Here is an 18,416-nt window from a genome sequence, read left to right as displayed (position 1 = left end):
TACGACGAACCGTATTTTTTTTTCACAAAAAAGTTGTTTTTTAAAAAATATATAAATATGTTTACGCTCTTAAATTTTGAGCACAGAATAATTAACCTCGAGTTTTCAATGAATATGAAGAATTTTCTCTTATTAACAGTAGTTTTAGCATTCCTTTCAAGTTGTGGATCTGGTGACAGAGGACAGCTAGTTGGTGTTAAAGGAAAGAAGTGGCATCCTGAAAAGCCATATGGTATGGAATTAATACCAGGAGGAGCATTTATTATGGGTAAATCTGATGATGATTTAGCTGGAATACAAGATGCACCAACTAAAACGGTAACAGTAAGATCGTTCTATATGGATGCAACTGAAATCACAAATAGTGAATATCGTCAGTTTGTTCAATGGGTAAGAGATTCTACTATTAGAACAAAACTTGCAATATTAGCAGATGAAGTAGGAGCAACTCCAGGAGATGGTGGTATTGGTGAATTTGCATTTAAAGATGCAGATCCAGAAAATATGAATGCATATGAGCAATATATGTATGACAACTACAGTGGTATGGGTGAAACTGGTTATGAAGGTAGAAAACTAAATCACGATGTAGATTTAATTTTTGATACTGCAGAATATCCAGATGAGTATTATGTAGAGGTAATGGATACTATGTATTTACCTATTGAAGAGTCTTACAACGGACAACGAACTTGGGATGTTTCAAAATTCAAATTTCAATATACATACATGGATATTGAAAAAGCAGCAAGAGTTAGTAATAAAGGAAAAAAGAGATCTGAGTTTTTAATTACAGAAGCTGTTGAGATTTATCCAGATACTACTGCTTGGATTAGAGATTTTGCATACTCTTACAATGAGCCAATGCACAATGACTATTTCTGGCATGATGCTTACGGAGAATATCCTGTAGTAGGAGTTTCTTGGCAACAAGCAAAAGCATTCTGTGAGTGGAGAACTTTATACCACAACGCATACAGAAAAGAGAAAAACTTACAATACGTTAATGAATACAGATTACCATCTGAAGCAGAATGGGAATATGCTGCAAGAGGAGGTTTACAAGGAGCAACTTTTCCTTGGGGTGGACCTTATGCTAAAAACGATAGAGGTTGTTTTATGGCAAACTTTAAACCGTTAAGAGGAGATTATGCTGCAGATCAAGCTTTATACACTGTAGAAGCTAAATCGTATGAGCCAAATGACTTTAACTTATATAACATGGCTGGAAACGTTTCAGAATGGGTTAGCGCATCTTATGATCCTAGTTCTTATGAATACGTATCAACAATAAACCCTAGTGTAAACGATGTAAATAACCAACGTAAAGTTGTTAGAGGAGGATCTTGGAAAGATGTTGCTTATTATTTACAAGTAAGTTCAAGAGACTATGAATATGCAGATTCTGCAAGAAGTTACATTGGATTTAGAACTGTTCAAGATTATATGGGAACAGATGTTACAGCAAATGCTAGATAACCTAAAATAGAAACTAACCAAATTAATTATTAACAATAATCAACTAAAAAAGTAGAAATACTTAAAAACATTAAATTATGGCACAAAAAGGAAAACTTTCAACAATGAATATGGTCTATGGATTAGGAGCAGCAATTGTAATTGTTGGAGCTCTATTTAAAATTCAACACTGGCCTTATGGTTCAGAAATCCTAACTTTAGGTATGATTGTGGAAGCTTTAGTATTTACAATTTCTGCATTCGAAAAACAAGCTGGAGATTTAGATTGGTCTTTAGTATACCCTGAATTAGCAGGAGGTGCTTCTACAGGTGCTAAAAAATTGAAAAAAGAAGAACCTAAAGAAGCAGAAGGTTTACTTTCAAAAAAATTAGACAACTTATTAAAAGAAGCTAAAATTGATGGTGAGTTAATGGCAAGCTTAGGAACTAGCATTAAAAACTTTGAAGGAGCTGCTAAAGGAATCTCTCCTACAGTAGACAGTATTGCTGCTCAAAAGAAATACAGCGAAGAAATGTCTTTAGCTGCTGCACAAATGGAATCGTTAAACAGTCTTTATAAAGTACAAATGGAAAGCGCTTCTAAGCAAGCATCTATTAACGAAGAAGCTGTTGAAAACGCTTCAAAATTAAAAGAGCAAATGCAATCTTTAGCTTCAAACTTATCTTCTTTAAACGGAGTATATGGTGGAATGCTTTCTGCAATGAACAAAAACTAATTAGTATTTGTTATTAACTAATATTTTAACCAATAAAAACTAATTAAAAATGGCAGGAGGAAAAGCATCTGCAAGGCAGAAAATGATTAACTTGATGTATTTAGTATTCATCGCAATGATGGCTATGAATATGTCAAAAGAAGTACTTTCAGCATTCGGATTGATGGAAGCTAAATTTGCAGACTCTAATGAGGCTACAGCAAATAGAAATGAAGCATTGCTAGGAGATTTAATAACTAAAGGAGAAGAAAAACCTGAAGAATTTAAAGTACCAGCAGCAAGAGCACAACAAATTCAAATAGCTTCAGATAAATTTTTTAAATATATCGAAACTATAAAGAATGATTTAATTAAAGCAGGTCAATATAAAGTAGATCCTAAAACTGGTAAATTACCTTTTGAATCAATGGATAAAACAGATATTCTTGACGAAGCTTGGTTTACTGGTGACCGTTTAACTAAAAAAGGTCAAGAAGTAATGGATCAAATCAACCTTTATAAATCTGAAGTTCAAAAAGTTTTAGCAACAGACGAATCATACAGAGGAGCTGCTGAATCTTTTGAAAAAACATTTAGTACTGAAAAAGTATTAAACAAGGATGGTAAGAAAATTGATTGGTTAAACTATAACTTTCAAGGGTTTCCAGCAATTGCATCTTACACAAAGTTAACTGCAATGCAAAATGATGTTAAAGTAACAGAAGCTAATATGTATAACCTATTCTTAGGGAAAACATTAACAGAAGCTACTACTTTAAATAACTATAAAGCAATTGTATTAGCTGATAAATCTGCATTCTTTGCAGGAGAAAAATTCCAAGGTAGAGTAGTAATTGGTAAATACGCTAACGTACCACCTACAAAATTAGTTGTTCAAGGTCAGGAGATTGATTTATCTACAGCTATCGATTCAACTGGAGCTGCAAAATTAGATTTCAATGTTGGTAATGTTGGAGAACATACTATCGACGGTCAGTTTACTTTTATTGAAAATGGTAAAGAATTACCAATTCCTATCGAAGCGAACTACGTAGTAGTACCAAGACCTAACTCAGCAACTATTTCAGCAGACAAAATGAATGTTGTATATCGTGGTGTAAACAACCCAATGACTATTTCTTTTGCTGGTGTACCTGATAATAAAGTATCTGCAACTGGAGCTGGTTTAACTAGAGGTTCTGGAACAGGTAAATACAACATGGTACCAACAACTGGTAGCAAAGTTACTATTAACGTAACTGCTAAATTAGACGATGGTAAATCTGTTGGAGATAGTAAAACATTCAGAATTAAAGATATTCCTAAGCCTTCTGGTCAAATGGTAGGTAAAACAGGACAATTCTCATTACCAAGAAACAACGTAGAGATTGGTAAAGTGGAAGCTGTTTTAGAAGACTTTGATTTCGATTTACCTTTAACAGTAACATCATTTAAGTTTAAAGTTCCTGGTTCACCAAGTGTAACTTGTTCAGGTAACAGACTTAATTCACAAGCTAAAGCTGCTTTACGTAAAGCTAAACGTGGTTCTGCAGTTCAAATATTTGATATTAAATCAAAAAGTAATGGACCAAGAATTAAGCCAGCAGCACCAATTATTATAGAGTTATCTAACTAAACCAACTTTATAGTAGTATTAATTAAAAATAATTATTGTAAGATGAATTATAAATCTTTTTTATTAACCATTTTTAGTGTAGCACTAACAACTACAGGGTTTTCGCAAGCAAATATTTTAAATGCAAAAACACCTCAAGAAATAGGAGTTAGAACAGAAGCACAAAAAGCAGTAGATAACGATAAACCATTAGAATATGGTTACGTAGATGATAGAGACATTATGTACTCTAAAATGACTTGGGAAAAAGTGGTTTTAGATGAACGTGTAAACTTTCCGTTATACTATCCTGTAGATACCAATAACATTGGAAGCAATAGACGTTCTTTATATGATGTTTTAACAAAAGCTATCAAAGAAGGTAAAATAGAAAATGTATATGATGATTCTTATTTTACTGCGAAACGTAGTCTAAAAGATTTAAAAGATATAACTAGTAAAGTAGATACTTTAGATATTGGTTATGATCAATTAAATGCAGATGGTTACGTAGACCCAGAATATATTACAAAAAGAGAAATCGCTTCTTATGATGTAAGTGCATATTTAATTAAAGGTCTTTGGTATTTTGATAAACGTCAAGGTGAACTTAAATTTAGATTATTAGGTCTTGCTCCAGCAGCACCAGATGTAAACTTTATTGATAGTGATGACGAAGAAAATAAAGAACCAAACCCTTTATATTGGATATTCTTTCCAGACGCAAGAGAGGTTTTACATGAAGCTAAAGCATTTAACAATAAAAACAGTGCTGTACCATTTTCATACGATCATATCTTAAACTCTAGACGTTTTAACGGCTATGTTTATAAAGAAGAAAACGTTTTTGGAGATAGAACAGTAGATGAATATATTACAGAAAATGCTTTAATGCAATTATTAGAATCTGATAGAATTAAAGATAAAATCAGAAACTTTGAAATGGACATGTGGTCTTATTAATCACATTTTTATATAATTTAAACGCCCACTTTTAGTGGGCGTTTTTTGTTTCCACTAAGGTGGAAATCTTTTTTTATATTACTTTTACCCTTATGAAACATGTAGACTATATTATAGTAGGTTGTGGTTTAGCAGGAGTGCATTTCTGTGAACAATTAAAAGCACATAATAAATCTTTTGTGGTATTAGATGATACCTCACAACAATCTTCTGTAGTTGCAGGAGGATTATATAATCCTGTAGTTTTAAAACGCTTTACTTCGGTATGGAAAAGCAAAGAGCAGCTGCAACTTGCACTACCTATATACCATAAGCTAGAACAGGAATTAAATGTTGTTTTAGACCATAAAACTCCTGTATATAGACGTTTTACTTCTGTAGAAGAACAAAATGATTGGTTTACAGCATCAGATAAGCCAGAATTAGCAAATTACCTTTCTACTTCTATCCTTAAAAACACAAATCAAGCTATAGATGCTAATTTTGGTTTTGGTAAAGTTTTAGAAACCGGAAGAATTGATACTAAGTTACTAATAGAATCCTATAAGAAGCATTTAATAGAAAACAATCAATTACTTGAAGAAAGTTTTAATTATGATGCCTTAATTATTAACGAGGATGAGATTACCTATAATCAGATCACAGCAAAGCATATAATTTTTGCTGAAGGTTTTGGTGTAAAGAAAAATAAGTACTTTCAAGATCTTCCATTAAAAGAAGTGAAAGGCGAATTATTGACTATACATGCTCCAGATTTAAAAATAGATTTTGTTTTAAAATCCAGTGTGTTTTTAATTCCTATTGGTAATGATTTGTATACTGTTGGTGCAACTTATGATTGGAAAGACAAAACAAACAATATTACTATAGAGGCTAAAGAGTTACTTTTAAAAAAGCTGAAAACCTTTTTAAAATGTGATTTTAAGGTGGTACATCAAGTTGCTGGTATCAGACCAACAGTTACAGACAGAAGACCGCTTGTAGGTAGACATGAAAGTTTTAAAAATATGTACGTGCTTAATGGTTTAGGTACTAGAGGAGTTATGATAGCTCCTTATGTAGCTAAACAGCTTTTTAATAATATAGAAAATAACACTCCTTTAGAAAGAGATATTGATATTGCAAGATTTAATTAGTAGTCTCTACTTTACTAGGTATCTTATAGATGTATAGTATAAGACTAATGATTATTTTTTCTTCACTAAATTTTTGTCATAATGCACAAAAAAGTTGATCCAAATATTTCTAGATAATCGCATGATTACAGGAGCAAAAACTACTAATGTTCCAATAATAGAAATAAAGACGTAATGTCTTGATGCATCAAAAAATACAGCGCTTATAACAAAAGCAGCAACAGCAAAAGCTACACCTACAGCATAACTAACATACATAGCTCCGTAAAAAAAAGACGGTTCTATTTGGTATTTAGTATGACAATGTGAGCATTCCTCATTCATTTCTAAAGTCTTAGATAAATGATATGGGTTTTTATCCGTGTACATAGATTCTTGGTGACACTTAGGGCAAGCTCCAGTAAGAATACTATATAACTTAGAGTCTTTATAAAACATAATATTTTATGTACTTTTGTGGATTAATTTTATAAAACAAAATTAACTTTTTATTATTAAATAAAAGTAACAATTGTTACCAAACTATGCTTAATATACACAATCTATCGATTTCATTTCAAGGCGAATATTTATTCGAAGAAATTACTTTTAAATTAAATTCGGGCGATCGTGTTGGTTTAATAGGAAAAAATGGTGCAGGAAAATCTACCATGCTTAAAATATTATCTAAAGAGTTTGAACCAGATTCTGGGCAAATTGCAACAGATAAAGATTTAAAAATTGGGTTTTTAAAACAAGACATTGACTTTGTTTTAGGTAGAACAGTACTAGAAGAATCTTACCAAGCTTTTACAGAAATTAAAAAAATAGAAGCTCAGTTAGAAGATATAAATACACAGCTTGTTGAGCGTACAGATTACGAAAGTGAAGCATACCATCAAATCATGGTAGATCTTAATGATTTGCAACACCAATATGAAATAATAGGAGGATACAACTACCAAGGAGAGACAGAAAAAATATTACAAGGTCTTGGTTTTAAACGTGAAGATTTTAATAAACTAACAGATACTTTTTCTGGAGGTTGGCGTATGCGTATTGAGTTAGCAAAGCTATTATTACAAAACAATGATTTGCTATTGTTAGATGAGCCAACCAACCACTTAGATATTGAGTCTATTATTTGGTTAGAAGGGTTTTTAAAAAATTATACAGGAGCTGTAGTTATAGTATCGCATGATAAAATGTTTTTAGATAATGTTACTAACAGAACAATAGAGATTTCTTTAGGAAGAATTTACGATTATCCTAAACCATATACTAAATACCTAGTGCTTAGAAATGAAATTAAAGCACAGCAATTAGCTTCTCAAAAAAATCAACAAAAGCAAATTGAGCAAACCGAAAAGCTAATAGAAAAATTTAGAGCTAAAGCTAGTAAGGCGACTATGGCGCAATCGCTTATTAAAAAGCTAGATAAAATTGATAGAATTGAAGTAGATGAAGATGATAATAGCGTCATGACATTAAACTTTCCGGTATCTGTTACACCTGGTAAAGTAGTGGTTGAAGCAGATAAGATTTCAAAAAACTACGGAGACAACCAAGTACTGTCTGAAGTTAGTTTAATGATTGAACGTAATGAGAAAACAGCTTTTGTTGGGCAAAACGGACAAGGTAAATCTACTTTGGCTAAAATATTGGTTGGCGACTTACAACACGACGGAAACCTAAAACTAGGGCATAACGTACAAATAGGGTACTTTGCACAAAATCAAGCAGAATATTTAGATGGTAATAAAACCGTTTTAGATACCATGATTGATGCTGCTAATGAAACCAATAGAAGTAAAGTAAGAGATATTCTAGGTTCTTTTCTTTTTCGTGGTGAAGAAGCAGAAAAATATGTAAGAGTGCTTTCTGGAGGTGAACGTAACCGTTTAGCTCTTGCAAAACTAATGTTACAACCTTTTAATGTGCTTATTATGGATGAGCCTACCAATCACTTAGATATTAAATCTAAAAACGTTTTAAAAGATGCATTACAACGTTTTGAAGGTACTTTAATTCTAGTGTCGCATGATCGTGATTTCTTACAAGGCTTAACAGATACGGTTTATGAATTTAAAGACGAAAAATTAAAAAAATATTTAGGTGATGTAGACTATTACTTAGAGCAGCGTAATGTGGAGAATTTAAGAGAAGTAGAAAAACGTACTGTTGTAAAATCTGCTCCTAAAGAAAAGAAAACACAATCTTACGAAGAACAAAAGAAATTAAAATCTTTAAACAACAGATTGAGTAATATCGAGTCTAAAATTAGCCAGTTAGAAAAAGAAATTAAAGAAATAGATGTAGAGCTAGCTGTAAATTATGACGAAGTAGCTTCTAAACCAGGCTTTTTTGATGCATATCAAGAAAAAAAGGATAAATTAGTACAATTAATGGAAGACTGGGAAGATATAACTTTAAAACTAGAAGATTACGCCTAATTAATTTGGGTTTTTTTTAACGTTTTGCGGTTAAACAAAAGTATAGTTTTGCAGTCTAACAACAAAACTAAACCAATGCGTAATATTATACTATCTATTATAGGTGTTCTAGTAATAGTAGCCTCTTTTCTATTTGCTAAAAAATTAATAGCAGATAAAAATAAACCTAAACCTGTACAAGCAAAAGTTGTAAAAACGGTTTTTACAGATACTATTCAGAATGCAACTATACCAATAGTTATTGCTGCAAATGGTAACCTAGAAGCAAAACGTAGATTAGAAATTTATGCAGAGGTACAAGGGGTTTTTAAACCTGGTAGCAAATTGTTTAAACCAGGACAAGAGTATAAAGCAGGACAGAGTTTAATAAAAATCGATGCTTCAGAATATTATGCAAGTGTACAATCTTCAAAAAGTAACTTGTATAATTCTATTGCTGCAATTATGCCAGATTTACGTCTAGATTTTCCTGATGTGTTTGATAAATGGCAAAATTATCTTACCAATTTCAATTTAAATAAAACAACACCAAAACTACCTGAAATGACTTCCGATAAGGAAAACTTTTTCATTACAGGAAGAAGTATTGTGTCTAACTATTATAATGTAAAAAACCTAGAGCAACGTTTAGCTAAATACACGATTTCTGCTCCTTTTTCTGGTATTTTAACCGAGGCATTGGTAACCGAAGGAACTTTAATTAGAAGCGGACAAAAATTAGGAGAGTATATTGACCCTTCTGTTTATGAAATGGAAGTAGCCATTAGCAAAACCTATGCAAACCTGTTAAAAGTCGGTGAAGATGTTGCGTTAAATAATTTAGATAAAACGGAAACTTATACAGGAAAAGTAACACGTGTAAACGGAAGTATAGACGCAACCACACAAACCATTACAGCATATATAGAGGTTAAAGATGCAAACCTAAAAGAAGGAATGTATTTAGAAGCAAATTTAAATGCAAAACAAGAAAAGGATGCTATTGAAATTGATAGAAACCTGTTGTTAGAAAACCAACAAATCTTTGTGGTAAAAGATAGTTTGTTAGATGTTATAGATGTAAAACCTGTATATTTTTCAGATACTAAAGTGGTTTTAAAAAATGTACCCAACGGAAGCATTATACTTAAAAAAGCAGTTCCTGGTGCATATGCAGGAATGTTAGTGAAGCCTTTTCAAGATAAACCAGTTACTAAAGACCAGCAGTAAGCATGAGAAAACTCATAGAATATTTTATTAGGTATCACGTAGCTGTTAATATTTTTATTATAGCTTTTATTCTTTTTGGAGTTATTGGTGTATTATCACTAAAATCTTCATTCTTTCCGTTAACAGATTCTAAAATTATAACGATAAGTATAGCTTATCCAGGAGCATCGCCTCAAGAAATTGAAGAAGGTATTGTGCTTCAAATAGAAGATAATTTAAAAGGTTTAAAAGGTATTGATAGAGTAACTTCGGTTTCAAAAGAAAATAGCGGAACCATTACTGTAGAAATTGAAAAAGGAGAGAATATAGATTTCATGCTATTAGAGGTTAAAAATGCGGTAGATCGCGTGCCTTCCTTTCCTTCAGGTATGGAGCCTTTAGTAGTAGCGAAACAAGAAGCAGTAAGAGAAACCATTTCCTTTGCTTTAAGTGGTGAAAACATTCCCTTAGCCACTTTAAAACAAATTGGTAGGCAGGTTGAAAATGATTTGAGAGCCATTGATGGTATTTCGCAAATAACAATTTCTGGTTATCCAGATGAAGAAATTGAAATAGCAGTAAATGAAACCAGTTTACTTGCTTATGATATTACCTTTAGTGAGGTTTCACAAGCGGTTAGTACTTCTAATATTTTAACCACAGGAGGAACCATTAAAACAGATGCCGAAGAATATCTTATTCGTGCCAATAACCGTTCGTATTATGGTGATGAGCTTTCTAATATTGTAGTAAAAGCTTCTAATGATGGTAAAGTGGTACGTTTAAAAGATGTTGCTGTAATTCGTGATCGTTTTTCAGAAACTCCAAACGCCACGTATTTTAATCAAAAATTAGCCTTAAACATTTCTATTACTAGTACAAATTCTGAAGACTTAATAAGTTCTGCAGATAATGTAAAAGACTATATAGAAACTTATAACCAAAAACATAATAATGTACAGTTAGATGTAGTTAGAGATTTGTCTAAAACACTTAACCAACGTACCGATTTATTAACCGAAAATGCCATTGTAGGTATGCTGTTGGTTTTGTTATTTTTATCGGTTTTTTTAAACACACGTTTGGCGTTTTGGGTAGCCTTCGGATTGCCAATTTCGTTTTTAGGAATGTTTATTTTTGCAGGACAGTTTGATGTTACAATTAACGTGTTATCGCTCTTCGGAATGATTATCGTTATCGGAATATTAGTAGATGATGGTATTGTTATTGCCGAAAATATTTACCAACATTACGAAAAAGGAAAATCGCCAATTCAAGCAGCTATAGATGGTACTATGGAAGTAATTCCACCAGTAGTTTCTGCCATTATCACAACCCTTTTAGCCTTTTCATTATTCTTGTTTTTAGATAGTAGAATAGGGGAGTTTTTTGGTGAAGTTTCTGTAATTGTAATTTTAACCTTAGTAGTTTCATTGGTTGAAGCTTTAATTATTCTTCCTGCCCATTTAGCCCACTCTAAAGCATTAAAACAGCAAGTTGTTGAAGAAAACCCTTCTAAAATAAAGCAGTTTTTTTCTAAAATGCGTGTAATAAACAAAGCTGGAGATAACTTCATGAATTTTTTAAGAGACAAGGTATATACACCAGCAATTACATTTGTTTTAAACTTTAAATTATTCTCTCTAGGTATTTTTGTTTCCTTGTTAATTTTAACTTTTGGTTCTATTGGTGGAGGTGTCATTGGTATGACTATGTTTCCTTCTGTAGCAAGTGATGCTGTTTCTATATCGTTAGACATGCCGAATGGTACTAATGAAAAAGTTACAGATTCTATTATTTCTATGATAGAAGAAAAATCGTTTATTGTAAATCAAGAGTTAACCGAAAAATATTTAAAAGGTACCGATAAACAACTTTTTGAAAACACCATTTTAAATATAAATAGTAGTTCTAGTGCTAGTTTACAAATAAACTTATTACCAGGAGAAGAAAGACCAGATGCCATAAAATCTTCTTTAGTAGCAAATAGGTTGCGCGAATTAGTTGGTCCCGTAATTGGTACAGAGCGTTTAATATTTGGTTCTGGAGGTAATTTTGGAGGTAGTCCTGTTTCGGTTTCCCTCTTAGGAAATAATATAGAAGAGTTAAAAGCTGCTAAAATAGAGTTAAAACAAGTTTTAGAAAGCAACCCTCTGTTAAAGGATGTTGAAGATAATGATCCTGCAGGTATTAAAGAAATACGTATTCAACTTAAAGAAAGCGCTTATTTATTAGGCTTAAATTTAAGTACAGTGATGAGCCAAGTACGTTCTGGTTTTTTTGGTACACAAGCACAACGCTTTCAACGTGGTCAGGATGAAATTAAAGTTTGGGTACGTTATGATAGAACCAATAGAGCTTCTATTAACGATCTAGACGAAATGCGAATTGTGACTCCTACAGGAGAGCGCGTAACGCTTAAAGATATTGCTTTTTATTCTATAGAAAGAGGTGATGTTGCTATTAACCATCTAGAAGGGCAACGTGAAATTCAAGTTTCGGCAGATTTAAAAGACCCAAATACAAGTACTACAGATATTTTAGACGATATAAAAAATGTAACTATGGTAGAGTTACAATCTAAATATCCAACTATTTCTGCTTCTTATGAAGGTCAAAATAGAGAAAAAGATAAGTTAATGAGCTCTTTAAGTAAAGCAGGATGGCCTATTTTATTTCTTATTTATATAGTAATTGCTTTCACCTTTAGAAGCTATAGTCAACCCATTTTACTAATTTTATTAGTGCCTTTTAGTCTTACAGCAGTAGCTTGGGGACACTGGATGCTTGGTTTTTCGGTAAATATATTATCCCTTTTAGGTATTATAGCCTTAATAGGTATTATGGTCAATGATGGTTTGGTGCTTATTGGTAAATTTAATACCAACCTAAGAGAAGGCTTAAAATTTGATGAAGCATTATTAGATGCTGGTAAATCTAGATTTAGAGCTATTTTCTTAACCTCTCTAACCACTATTGCAGGTTTGGCTCCTTTACTTTTAGAAAAAAGTAGACAAGCACAATTTTTAAAACCTATGGCAATTTCTATATCTTTTGGTATTGCTTATGCTACCATTTTAACGCTTTTAGTCTTACCATTGTTTTTATCTTTTAGCAATACCATTAAACAAAAAACAAAATGGTTAGCTACAGGAAATAAGGTGACAAAAGAAGAAGTAGAACGCGCTATTAAAGAACAAAAGGAAGAAAATGAACACTAAAATAATCACATTATGTTGCTTTATTCTAGGATGGAGTACTTGTAAAGCACAACAAGAACTACGTCCAGAAGATGCGGTAAAGTACACGCTGGATAATAACTTCGGAATTAAAGTTGCAAATAAAAACGTAGAAGTATCAGAAAATAATACCAGTATTTATAATTCTGGATATTTACCAACAGTAACAGGTAGTGCAGGAGCAACCTATAGTTTAGATAATAATGAATCTGAATTTTCTTCAGGTGATGTTACCAACTTAAATGGAGCAGAAAGTGATCGTTACAATGCATCTATAGATGTTAGCTACACTTTATTTGATGGCTTAGGAAGAAAATACAATTACAAAAGCTTAAAAGAACAATACCAACTTTCAGAGTTACAAGCTCGTGAAACCATAGAAAATACAATAATTGAACTTTTTACTATTTATTATAATGTAGCACAGCTTACAGAAAACGCAACCACTTTTAAGCAAACTTTAGATATTTCTAAAGATAGGTTAGTGCGTTCAGAATATCAATTTGAATATGGCCAAAACACAAAATTAGAAGTGTTAAACGCAGAAGTAGATATTAATAACGATAGTATAAATTTAATAAACACCAAGCAACAATTAAACAATACCAAGCGTGATTTAAACTTGGTGATGGGAAATGTTTTAAATGAAGATTTTCAAGTAAAAACAGAAATTAGCTTTCTTTTAGATGTGAATAAAGAAGATTTGTTTGAAAAAGCAAAATCTAGAAATGTTGCCTTAATGCAAGCAGATAAAGCTATACGTATAAGTGAGCTAGATATTAAACTAGGTAAATCTTCTTATTTACCAACTTTAGGTTTAATAGGTTCTTATGGTTGGAGTAAAAGCAATAATAATGCAGCTTCTTTTGTTTCTGTTTCTACAAATACAGGATTGTCTGCAGGACTTAATTTAAGTTGGAATATTTTTGATGGAGGTAGTACTTTAACAACCGTAAAAAATGCTAAAATAGCTTTAGAAAGTCAAGAAATTCAAAAAGAAGAAATACTACTTTCTTTAGAGCGTGATTTTAATAATGCTTGGGACGATTACCAAAACAAATTAACCATCTTTCGTGTACAAGAAAACAATATAATTACTGCTCAGAATAATTTTGATCGTTCGCAAGAAAAATTTAAAATAGGTCAAGTAAATTCTATTGAATTTAGACAAGCACAATTAAATTTATTAAATGCAGAATTAAGTAGAAATCAAGCCAAATACCAAGCTAAATTATCCGAATTACAACTCTTACAATTAAGTGGTGAGTTGTTAAATATAGCATATTAATAAAGGGAGTGAATTTTTATAGCTTGCAGTTCATCGAATAAATTTGTTTTTTATCTTGATATGAGTTAGTTTCGTTAAGAATTAATACCAAATCTATTCCTAATGAAAACATTAAAACTAACCTTTATATGCCTTTTTACAAGTTTATTTGTAAGCGCAAATGTTTCGCAAATAGAAAAAGATGCTTTAATAGCATTGTATAATAGTACACAAGGTACTCAATGGAATACTACTTGGGATTTAAACACACCTGTTACTACCTGGTATGGTGTTACTGTTAAAAATGACAAGGTTGTAAGTATTAATTTATTCAGAAATAATTTAAAAGGTAGTCTTCCTCAAGAATTAGGAAACCTAAAATATATTCAAGGTATAAACTTAGGATTTAATAAAATAGAAGGAAACTTACCAACATCTTTATTTAATTTAAAAGAGCTTAAATCATTACAATTATTTGTGAATTCTTTAGATGGTAATATACCAAGTGAAATAGGCCAATTAGAAAATCTTGAAGTATTAGAATTATTTAGTAATACTTTTACAGGAGATATACCTGCAACTATTGGGAATTTAAAAAACTTAAAAGTTTTAGTACTAGGAAGCAATTTTCTAACAGGTAATATACCAACAGAAATATCTGCATTAAATAATTTAGAAGTATTAAGTTTAATAGATAATAAATTAGAAGGACAAATACCTTCAGAACTAGGAGATCTAGTAAACTTAAAAGAATTAGTAATAGGTAGTAATGCTTTAACAGGAAACCTGCCAAGTGAACTAACAAATCTTACTAATTTAGAAACTATAATAGTTAGTGGTAATCAATTAAACAACGATATAGCTAGTATTGTAAAAAGTAATCCAGGTGAAATTCAAATGAAATTACATTTTGCTACAGATACCGCTTTAGCTACAGAAGAAGATTAATCACCATAGCATATATAATTATTACATAGGCAAAATTTATTTTGCCTATTTTTATTTTATGATAGAGCACTTTTTTTCATGTCCTTATTGTTGGCAAGAGGTATCTATGTTATTAGATTCTAGCATTGCAAAACAAACTTATATTGAAGATTGCGAGGTATGTTGTAATCCTATTGAAATAAAAATAGAATTTTTTCATGCAGAACTAACTGATTTTCAAGCAAGAAATATGGAGCAGTGATTTTTTTTTATAATTAAGCTTGTATTATCTAAAAAGGGTTGTATATTTGCAGTCCGAAACAATTTGATCGGCATTATGAACCGAGAGTTAAAAGCTAAGTAAATTGTTTTAATATTACATCGCGGGATAGAGCAGTAGGTAGCTCGTCGGGCTCATAACCCGAAGGTCACTGGTTCGAGTCCAGTTCCCGCTACTAAGTAAACCTCTTGAGAAATCAAGAGGTTTTTTTATGCTCAAAAGTGAAATTTATTTCAACTTTTAAAAGCATAAAAAGACCTAAAAGCGCAAAGCGCTTTAGGATTGCATTGGGCTGCTATCTTAATGGCCCATTTTGTTGTTTGGCAACAAAATGAATCCAGTTCCAGCTACTAAAAAAAACAGATACGAAAGTGTCTGGTTTTTGTGTTTTTAAGCAAAATGTTATTGCTTTAATACTTGCTTAAAATATACAGGAAAAACAAAAACGCATCTTGATACTGTATAAAAAAAGCCTTTCAAGTAATTGAAAGGCTTTTTTTGTATTATATTATAATGGTCTAGAACATTCTTTTAAGCTTATTTAAACCCGTTTTTTTGCTGTAGTGGCAAATGGTGAGGTATTTATCTTTTTAGCTAAATAAGAAGATATGTACGCTTATAAAATGTTTAGATTATTTTGTCACTAAATGTTTTGGTAAATCTTCCACTCTTTCACAGCATAACTGCTCCATTACTTGTTGAAATTCGCGTTTCATTAAAGAAATGGTATGGTTTCCGCCTTCTTTTCCTAATGCACCAACACCATACATAAAACTACGTCCCATAAATGTAAATTCTGCTCCATTTGCCATTGCTCTTGCAATATCTGGACCTCCACGTAAACCAGAGTCTACCATGATTTTTATCTCATTCTTATACTTTTTTGCTAAATGCGTCATCGGTACAATGGAAGATTGACCAGCATCTAACTGTCTCCCACCATGATTAGACACAATTAATCCATCGACACCTAAATTAATCGCTTTTTGAGCATCTATTTCGTTTACAACGCCTTTTATAACTAATTTCCCTTTCCATTGATCTCTTATAGAAGCTATTCTGTCTTCATTTAATCGACCAGAAAACGTAGCATCCATAAATTCGCCTAATTTTTTTAAATTTAGTCCTTTAGGCATATATTTTTCCATGGTTTTAAAAGCTGGTTGTCCATGTATTAAAGTTTGAATAGCCCAATCTGGCTTTCTAAAAACTTCAATAATATTTTTTAGACTCATAGATGGTGGCATTGCTAAGCCATTTCTAACATCTCTTGGTCTGTACCCAAATGTTGGTACATCTGCTAGAATGACTAAAACATCAGTGCCTGCATGCGCCGCTCTATCTAATAAATCTCTTTTTACTTTTTCTTCAGCAGGATGATAGAGTTGAAACCAAGATTTTCCTTCTGTTAACTCTGCAACACGTTCAATACTAGAAGTGGTTACAGTACTTAATATAAAAGGAATGTTGTGATTAAAAGCTGCTTTTGCCAAGATCTCTGGCGAATTTGGCCACATTAAGCCTTGTAAACCAACTGGCGCAATTCCAAAAGGCGCATCGTAAGTATGCCCAAACAATTCTGTCTTTAAATTAGATTTATCAAATTTTGATAAATATTGTGGCATCAATTCAATTTTCTGAAGATCCGTTCGATTCTTATCTAAATTGATATCTTCATTACATCCACCATCTAAGTATTCAAAAGCGAATTTTGGCATTTTAACCATCGCTCTTTTTCTTAAATCTGTTACTGATGGATATTTGGGATTTATTTTTATTTCCATATTAAAATTTCTAAAGTTTTAATTACGCTTTCTTATTTATAAATCTTTAAAGTTCGATAACCGTAAATTGCGATAATGCAAAAACATATAAAAGGCAAGATAAACGAGAAGTTAACACCAGAAAATGGTCCTATCTTTTCTGTATCTATCATTAATCCTTGTAAAATAGGCATTAAAGCACCACCAACAATAGCCATTACTAAACCAGCTGCACCAATAGCAGTGTCGTCTGCTCGTAATCCGTCTAAAGCAATTCCGTAAATAGTAGGGAACATTAAAGACATAAATGCGGAGGTAGCTACTAATAAATAGAGACCTAAAATACCTTCAATTAATATAACTCCAGACATGGTTGCCATAGCGCATAATGCAAAAATCATAAGTAATTTTCTTGAATTTACATATTTCATTAAAAAGGTACTAATAAATCTACTACATAAAAATATAGCCATTGCAATAATGTTATAGTTTTGCGCTTCTGCTTTTGATATTCCTAAGTTTCCAGCATATTGAATAATGAATGTCCAGCACATAATTTGAGCTGCCACATAAAATAATTGAGCCAAAACACCTTCTTTGTATTTTCCGTTTTTAAATAACCTTTTAAAGGAAGATGCAGCACTAGTAGGGTTTTCATTAACCGTTCTTTTAGGCATTTTAGTAAGAGATATTACCACTAACATGGCAATAACTACAAAACCAAGAATTACATAAGGGTTTCTAATTATTTCTAAATCGTGTGTTCTAATGATGGCTTTTTGTGCTTCGTCTAGTGTGTTAAAAACAAGTTCACCAGCAGCATTTCGTATATCAGAATCTAATGCAACAAGTATAAATTTTGAAGCCACAAACATTCCGAAAAGAGAACCAATAGGATTAAATGCTTGAGCTAGGTTTAAACGTTGGGTTGCAGTACGCTCGTCTCCCATAGAGAGGATAAAAGGATTTGCAGTAGTTTCTAAAAATGCCAATCCGAAAGTTAAAATGTATAGTGATCCTAAAAAGAATCCGAAGACTTCAAATTTTGCGGCTGGAAAAAATAATAAAGCACCTATTGCGTAAAGTGTTAAGCCTAAAATAATTCCTTTTTTATAGCTGTATTTTCTAACAAAAAGTGCAGCAGGAATAGCCATAGTTGCGTATCCTCCATAAAAAGCTAATTGTACTAAGGCGGCTTTTGCTGTAGAAATTTCCATTACAGTTGCAAAAGCAGCTACCATTGGGTTTGTAATGTCATTAGCAAAACCCCAAAGTGCGAACAAAGATGTAATAAGTATAAAGGGTATTATGACCTCTTTAGATACTACTGGTACTTTTGTTGAATTCGTCATTTAGTATTGGTTTTTTTGTTTTTAAAGAAAAAAAGCACCATTCAAATTAGTATCTAAAAATGAATAGTGCTTTGGTAATT

At 31.7% G+C, this 18,416-nt stretch carries 14 protein-coding genes and 1 tRNA gene; 12 read left to right on the top strand and 3 right to left on the bottom strand.

All coding sequences use genetic code 11. From position 1 onward, the window contains the following. Positions 1-114: 114 nt before the first annotated feature. The 5 genes from porK to ACFSSB_RS08370 all read left to right on the top strand — a co-directional run bounded on the left by porK (position 115) and on the right by ACFSSB_RS08370 (position 5,888). Positions 115-1,479: a type IX secretion system lipoprotein PorK/GldK gene (gene porK / locus ACFSSB_RS08390; protein WP_449274555.1), complete on the top strand. Its 1,365-nt coding sequence runs from the start codon at positions 115-117 to the stop codon at positions 1,477-1,479. Between the two features lie 77 nt (positions 1,480-1,556). After that, complete coding sequence (porL, locus tag ACFSSB_RS08385; protein ID WP_379903112.1) at positions 1,557-2,195, top strand: type IX secretion system motor protein PorL/GldL; 639 nt, start codon at positions 1,557-1,559, stop codon at positions 2,193-2,195. A gap of 49 nt (positions 2,196-2,244) precedes the next feature. Next, positions 2,245-3,810: a type IX secretion system motor protein PorM/GldM gene (gene porM, locus ACFSSB_RS08380; RefSeq protein ID WP_379903110.1), complete on the top strand. Its 1,566-nt coding sequence runs from the start codon at positions 2,245-2,247 to the stop codon at positions 3,808-3,810. 42 nt (positions 3,811-3,852) lie between these two features. Then, entirely contained in the window at positions 3,853-4,752 is a 900-nt protein-coding gene (porN, locus tag ACFSSB_RS08375) for a type IX secretion system ring subunit PorN/GldN (protein WP_379903108.1), read from the top strand. A gap of 92 nt (positions 4,753-4,844) precedes the next feature. Further along, positions 4,845-5,888 carry an NAD(P)/FAD-dependent oxidoreductase gene (locus tag ACFSSB_RS08370; RefSeq protein ID WP_379903106.1) on the top strand — a complete coding sequence of 348 codons (1,044 nt, stop codon included), beginning with the start codon at positions 4,845-4,847 and terminating at the stop codon, positions 5,886-5,888. A 51-nt stretch (positions 5,889-5,939) separates the two neighbouring features. Here ACFSSB_RS08370 and ACFSSB_RS08365 read toward each other — a convergent pair whose 3' ends face one another. After that, the gene (locus ACFSSB_RS08365) at positions 5,940-6,326 is read right to left on the bottom strand and encodes a DUF983 domain-containing protein (RefSeq protein WP_379903104.1); all 387 of its coding nucleotides are present in this window, start codon (positions 6,324-6,326) and stop codon (positions 5,940-5,942) included. Positions 6,327-6,412: 86 nt separating this feature from the next. Here ACFSSB_RS08365 and ACFSSB_RS08360 point away from each other — a divergent pair, with 86 nt between their 5' ends. From ACFSSB_RS08360 to ACFSSB_RS08330, 7 genes are all read left to right on the top strand, one after another. Further along, positions 6,413-8,320 (top strand): ABC-F family ATP-binding cassette domain-containing protein, encoded by a 1,908-nt coding sequence (locus ACFSSB_RS08360; RefSeq protein ID WP_379903102.1) that lies wholly within the window; start codon positions 6,413-6,415, stop codon positions 8,318-8,320. Between the two features lie 75 nt (positions 8,321-8,395). Further along, positions 8,396-9,529 carry an efflux RND transporter periplasmic adaptor subunit gene (locus tag ACFSSB_RS08355; RefSeq protein WP_379903100.1) on the top strand — a complete coding sequence of 378 codons (1,134 nt, stop codon included), beginning with the start codon at positions 8,396-8,398 and terminating at the stop codon, positions 9,527-9,529. 2 nt (positions 9,530-9,531) lie between these two features. Further along, positions 9,532-12,729, top strand: coding sequence for an efflux RND transporter permease subunit (locus tag ACFSSB_RS08350; protein WP_379903098.1), 3,198 nt, complete (start codon positions 9,532-9,534; stop codon positions 12,727-12,729). Next, a complete protein-coding gene (locus ACFSSB_RS08345; RefSeq protein ID WP_379903096.1) occupies positions 12,719-14,035 on the top strand; it encodes a TolC family protein in 1,317 nt (438 codons plus the stop codon). Before ACFSSB_RS08350 ends, ACFSSB_RS08345 begins: the two co-directional genes overlap by 11 nt. A gap of 102 nt (positions 14,036-14,137) precedes the next feature. Then, a complete protein-coding gene (locus ACFSSB_RS08340; protein WP_379903094.1) occupies positions 14,138-14,962 on the top strand; it encodes a leucine-rich repeat domain-containing protein in 825 nt (274 codons plus the stop codon). A 58-nt stretch (positions 14,963-15,020) separates the two neighbouring features. Next, positions 15,021-15,203: a CPXCG motif-containing cysteine-rich protein gene (locus tag ACFSSB_RS08335; RefSeq protein WP_379903092.1), complete on the top strand. Its 183-nt coding sequence runs from the start codon at positions 15,021-15,023 to the stop codon at positions 15,201-15,203. Between the two features lie 120 nt (positions 15,204-15,323). Continuing rightward, positions 15,324-15,396: transfer RNA gene (locus ACFSSB_RS08330), tRNA-Met, on the top strand. Between the two features lie 457 nt (positions 15,397-15,853). Here ACFSSB_RS08330 and ACFSSB_RS08325 read toward each other — a convergent pair. Together ACFSSB_RS08325 and fucP are read right to left on the bottom strand one after the other, a co-directional pair. Further along, the gene (locus tag ACFSSB_RS08325) at positions 15,854-17,005 is read right to left on the bottom strand and encodes an alpha-hydroxy acid oxidase (protein ID WP_379903090.1); all 1,152 of its coding nucleotides are present in this window, start codon (positions 17,003-17,005) and stop codon (positions 15,854-15,856) included. A gap of 32 nt (positions 17,006-17,037) precedes the next feature. After that, positions 17,038-18,336, bottom strand: a complete 1,299-nt coding sequence (gene fucP, locus ACFSSB_RS08320) for an L-fucose:H+ symporter permease (RefSeq protein WP_379903087.1) — start codon at positions 18,334-18,336, stop codon at positions 17,038-17,040. Positions 18,337-18,416: the final 80 nt, after the last annotated feature.

Origin of the sequence: Lacinutrix gracilariae (assembly GCF_042684485.1) — a bacterium.
GTDB classification, from domain to species: domain Bacteria; phylum Bacteroidota; class Bacteroidia; order Flavobacteriales; family Flavobacteriaceae; genus Oceanihabitans; species Oceanihabitans gracilariae.
The sequence above is the reverse complement of the archived record's forward strand: the minus strand, read 5'-3'. Positions and strand labels throughout refer to the sequence as shown.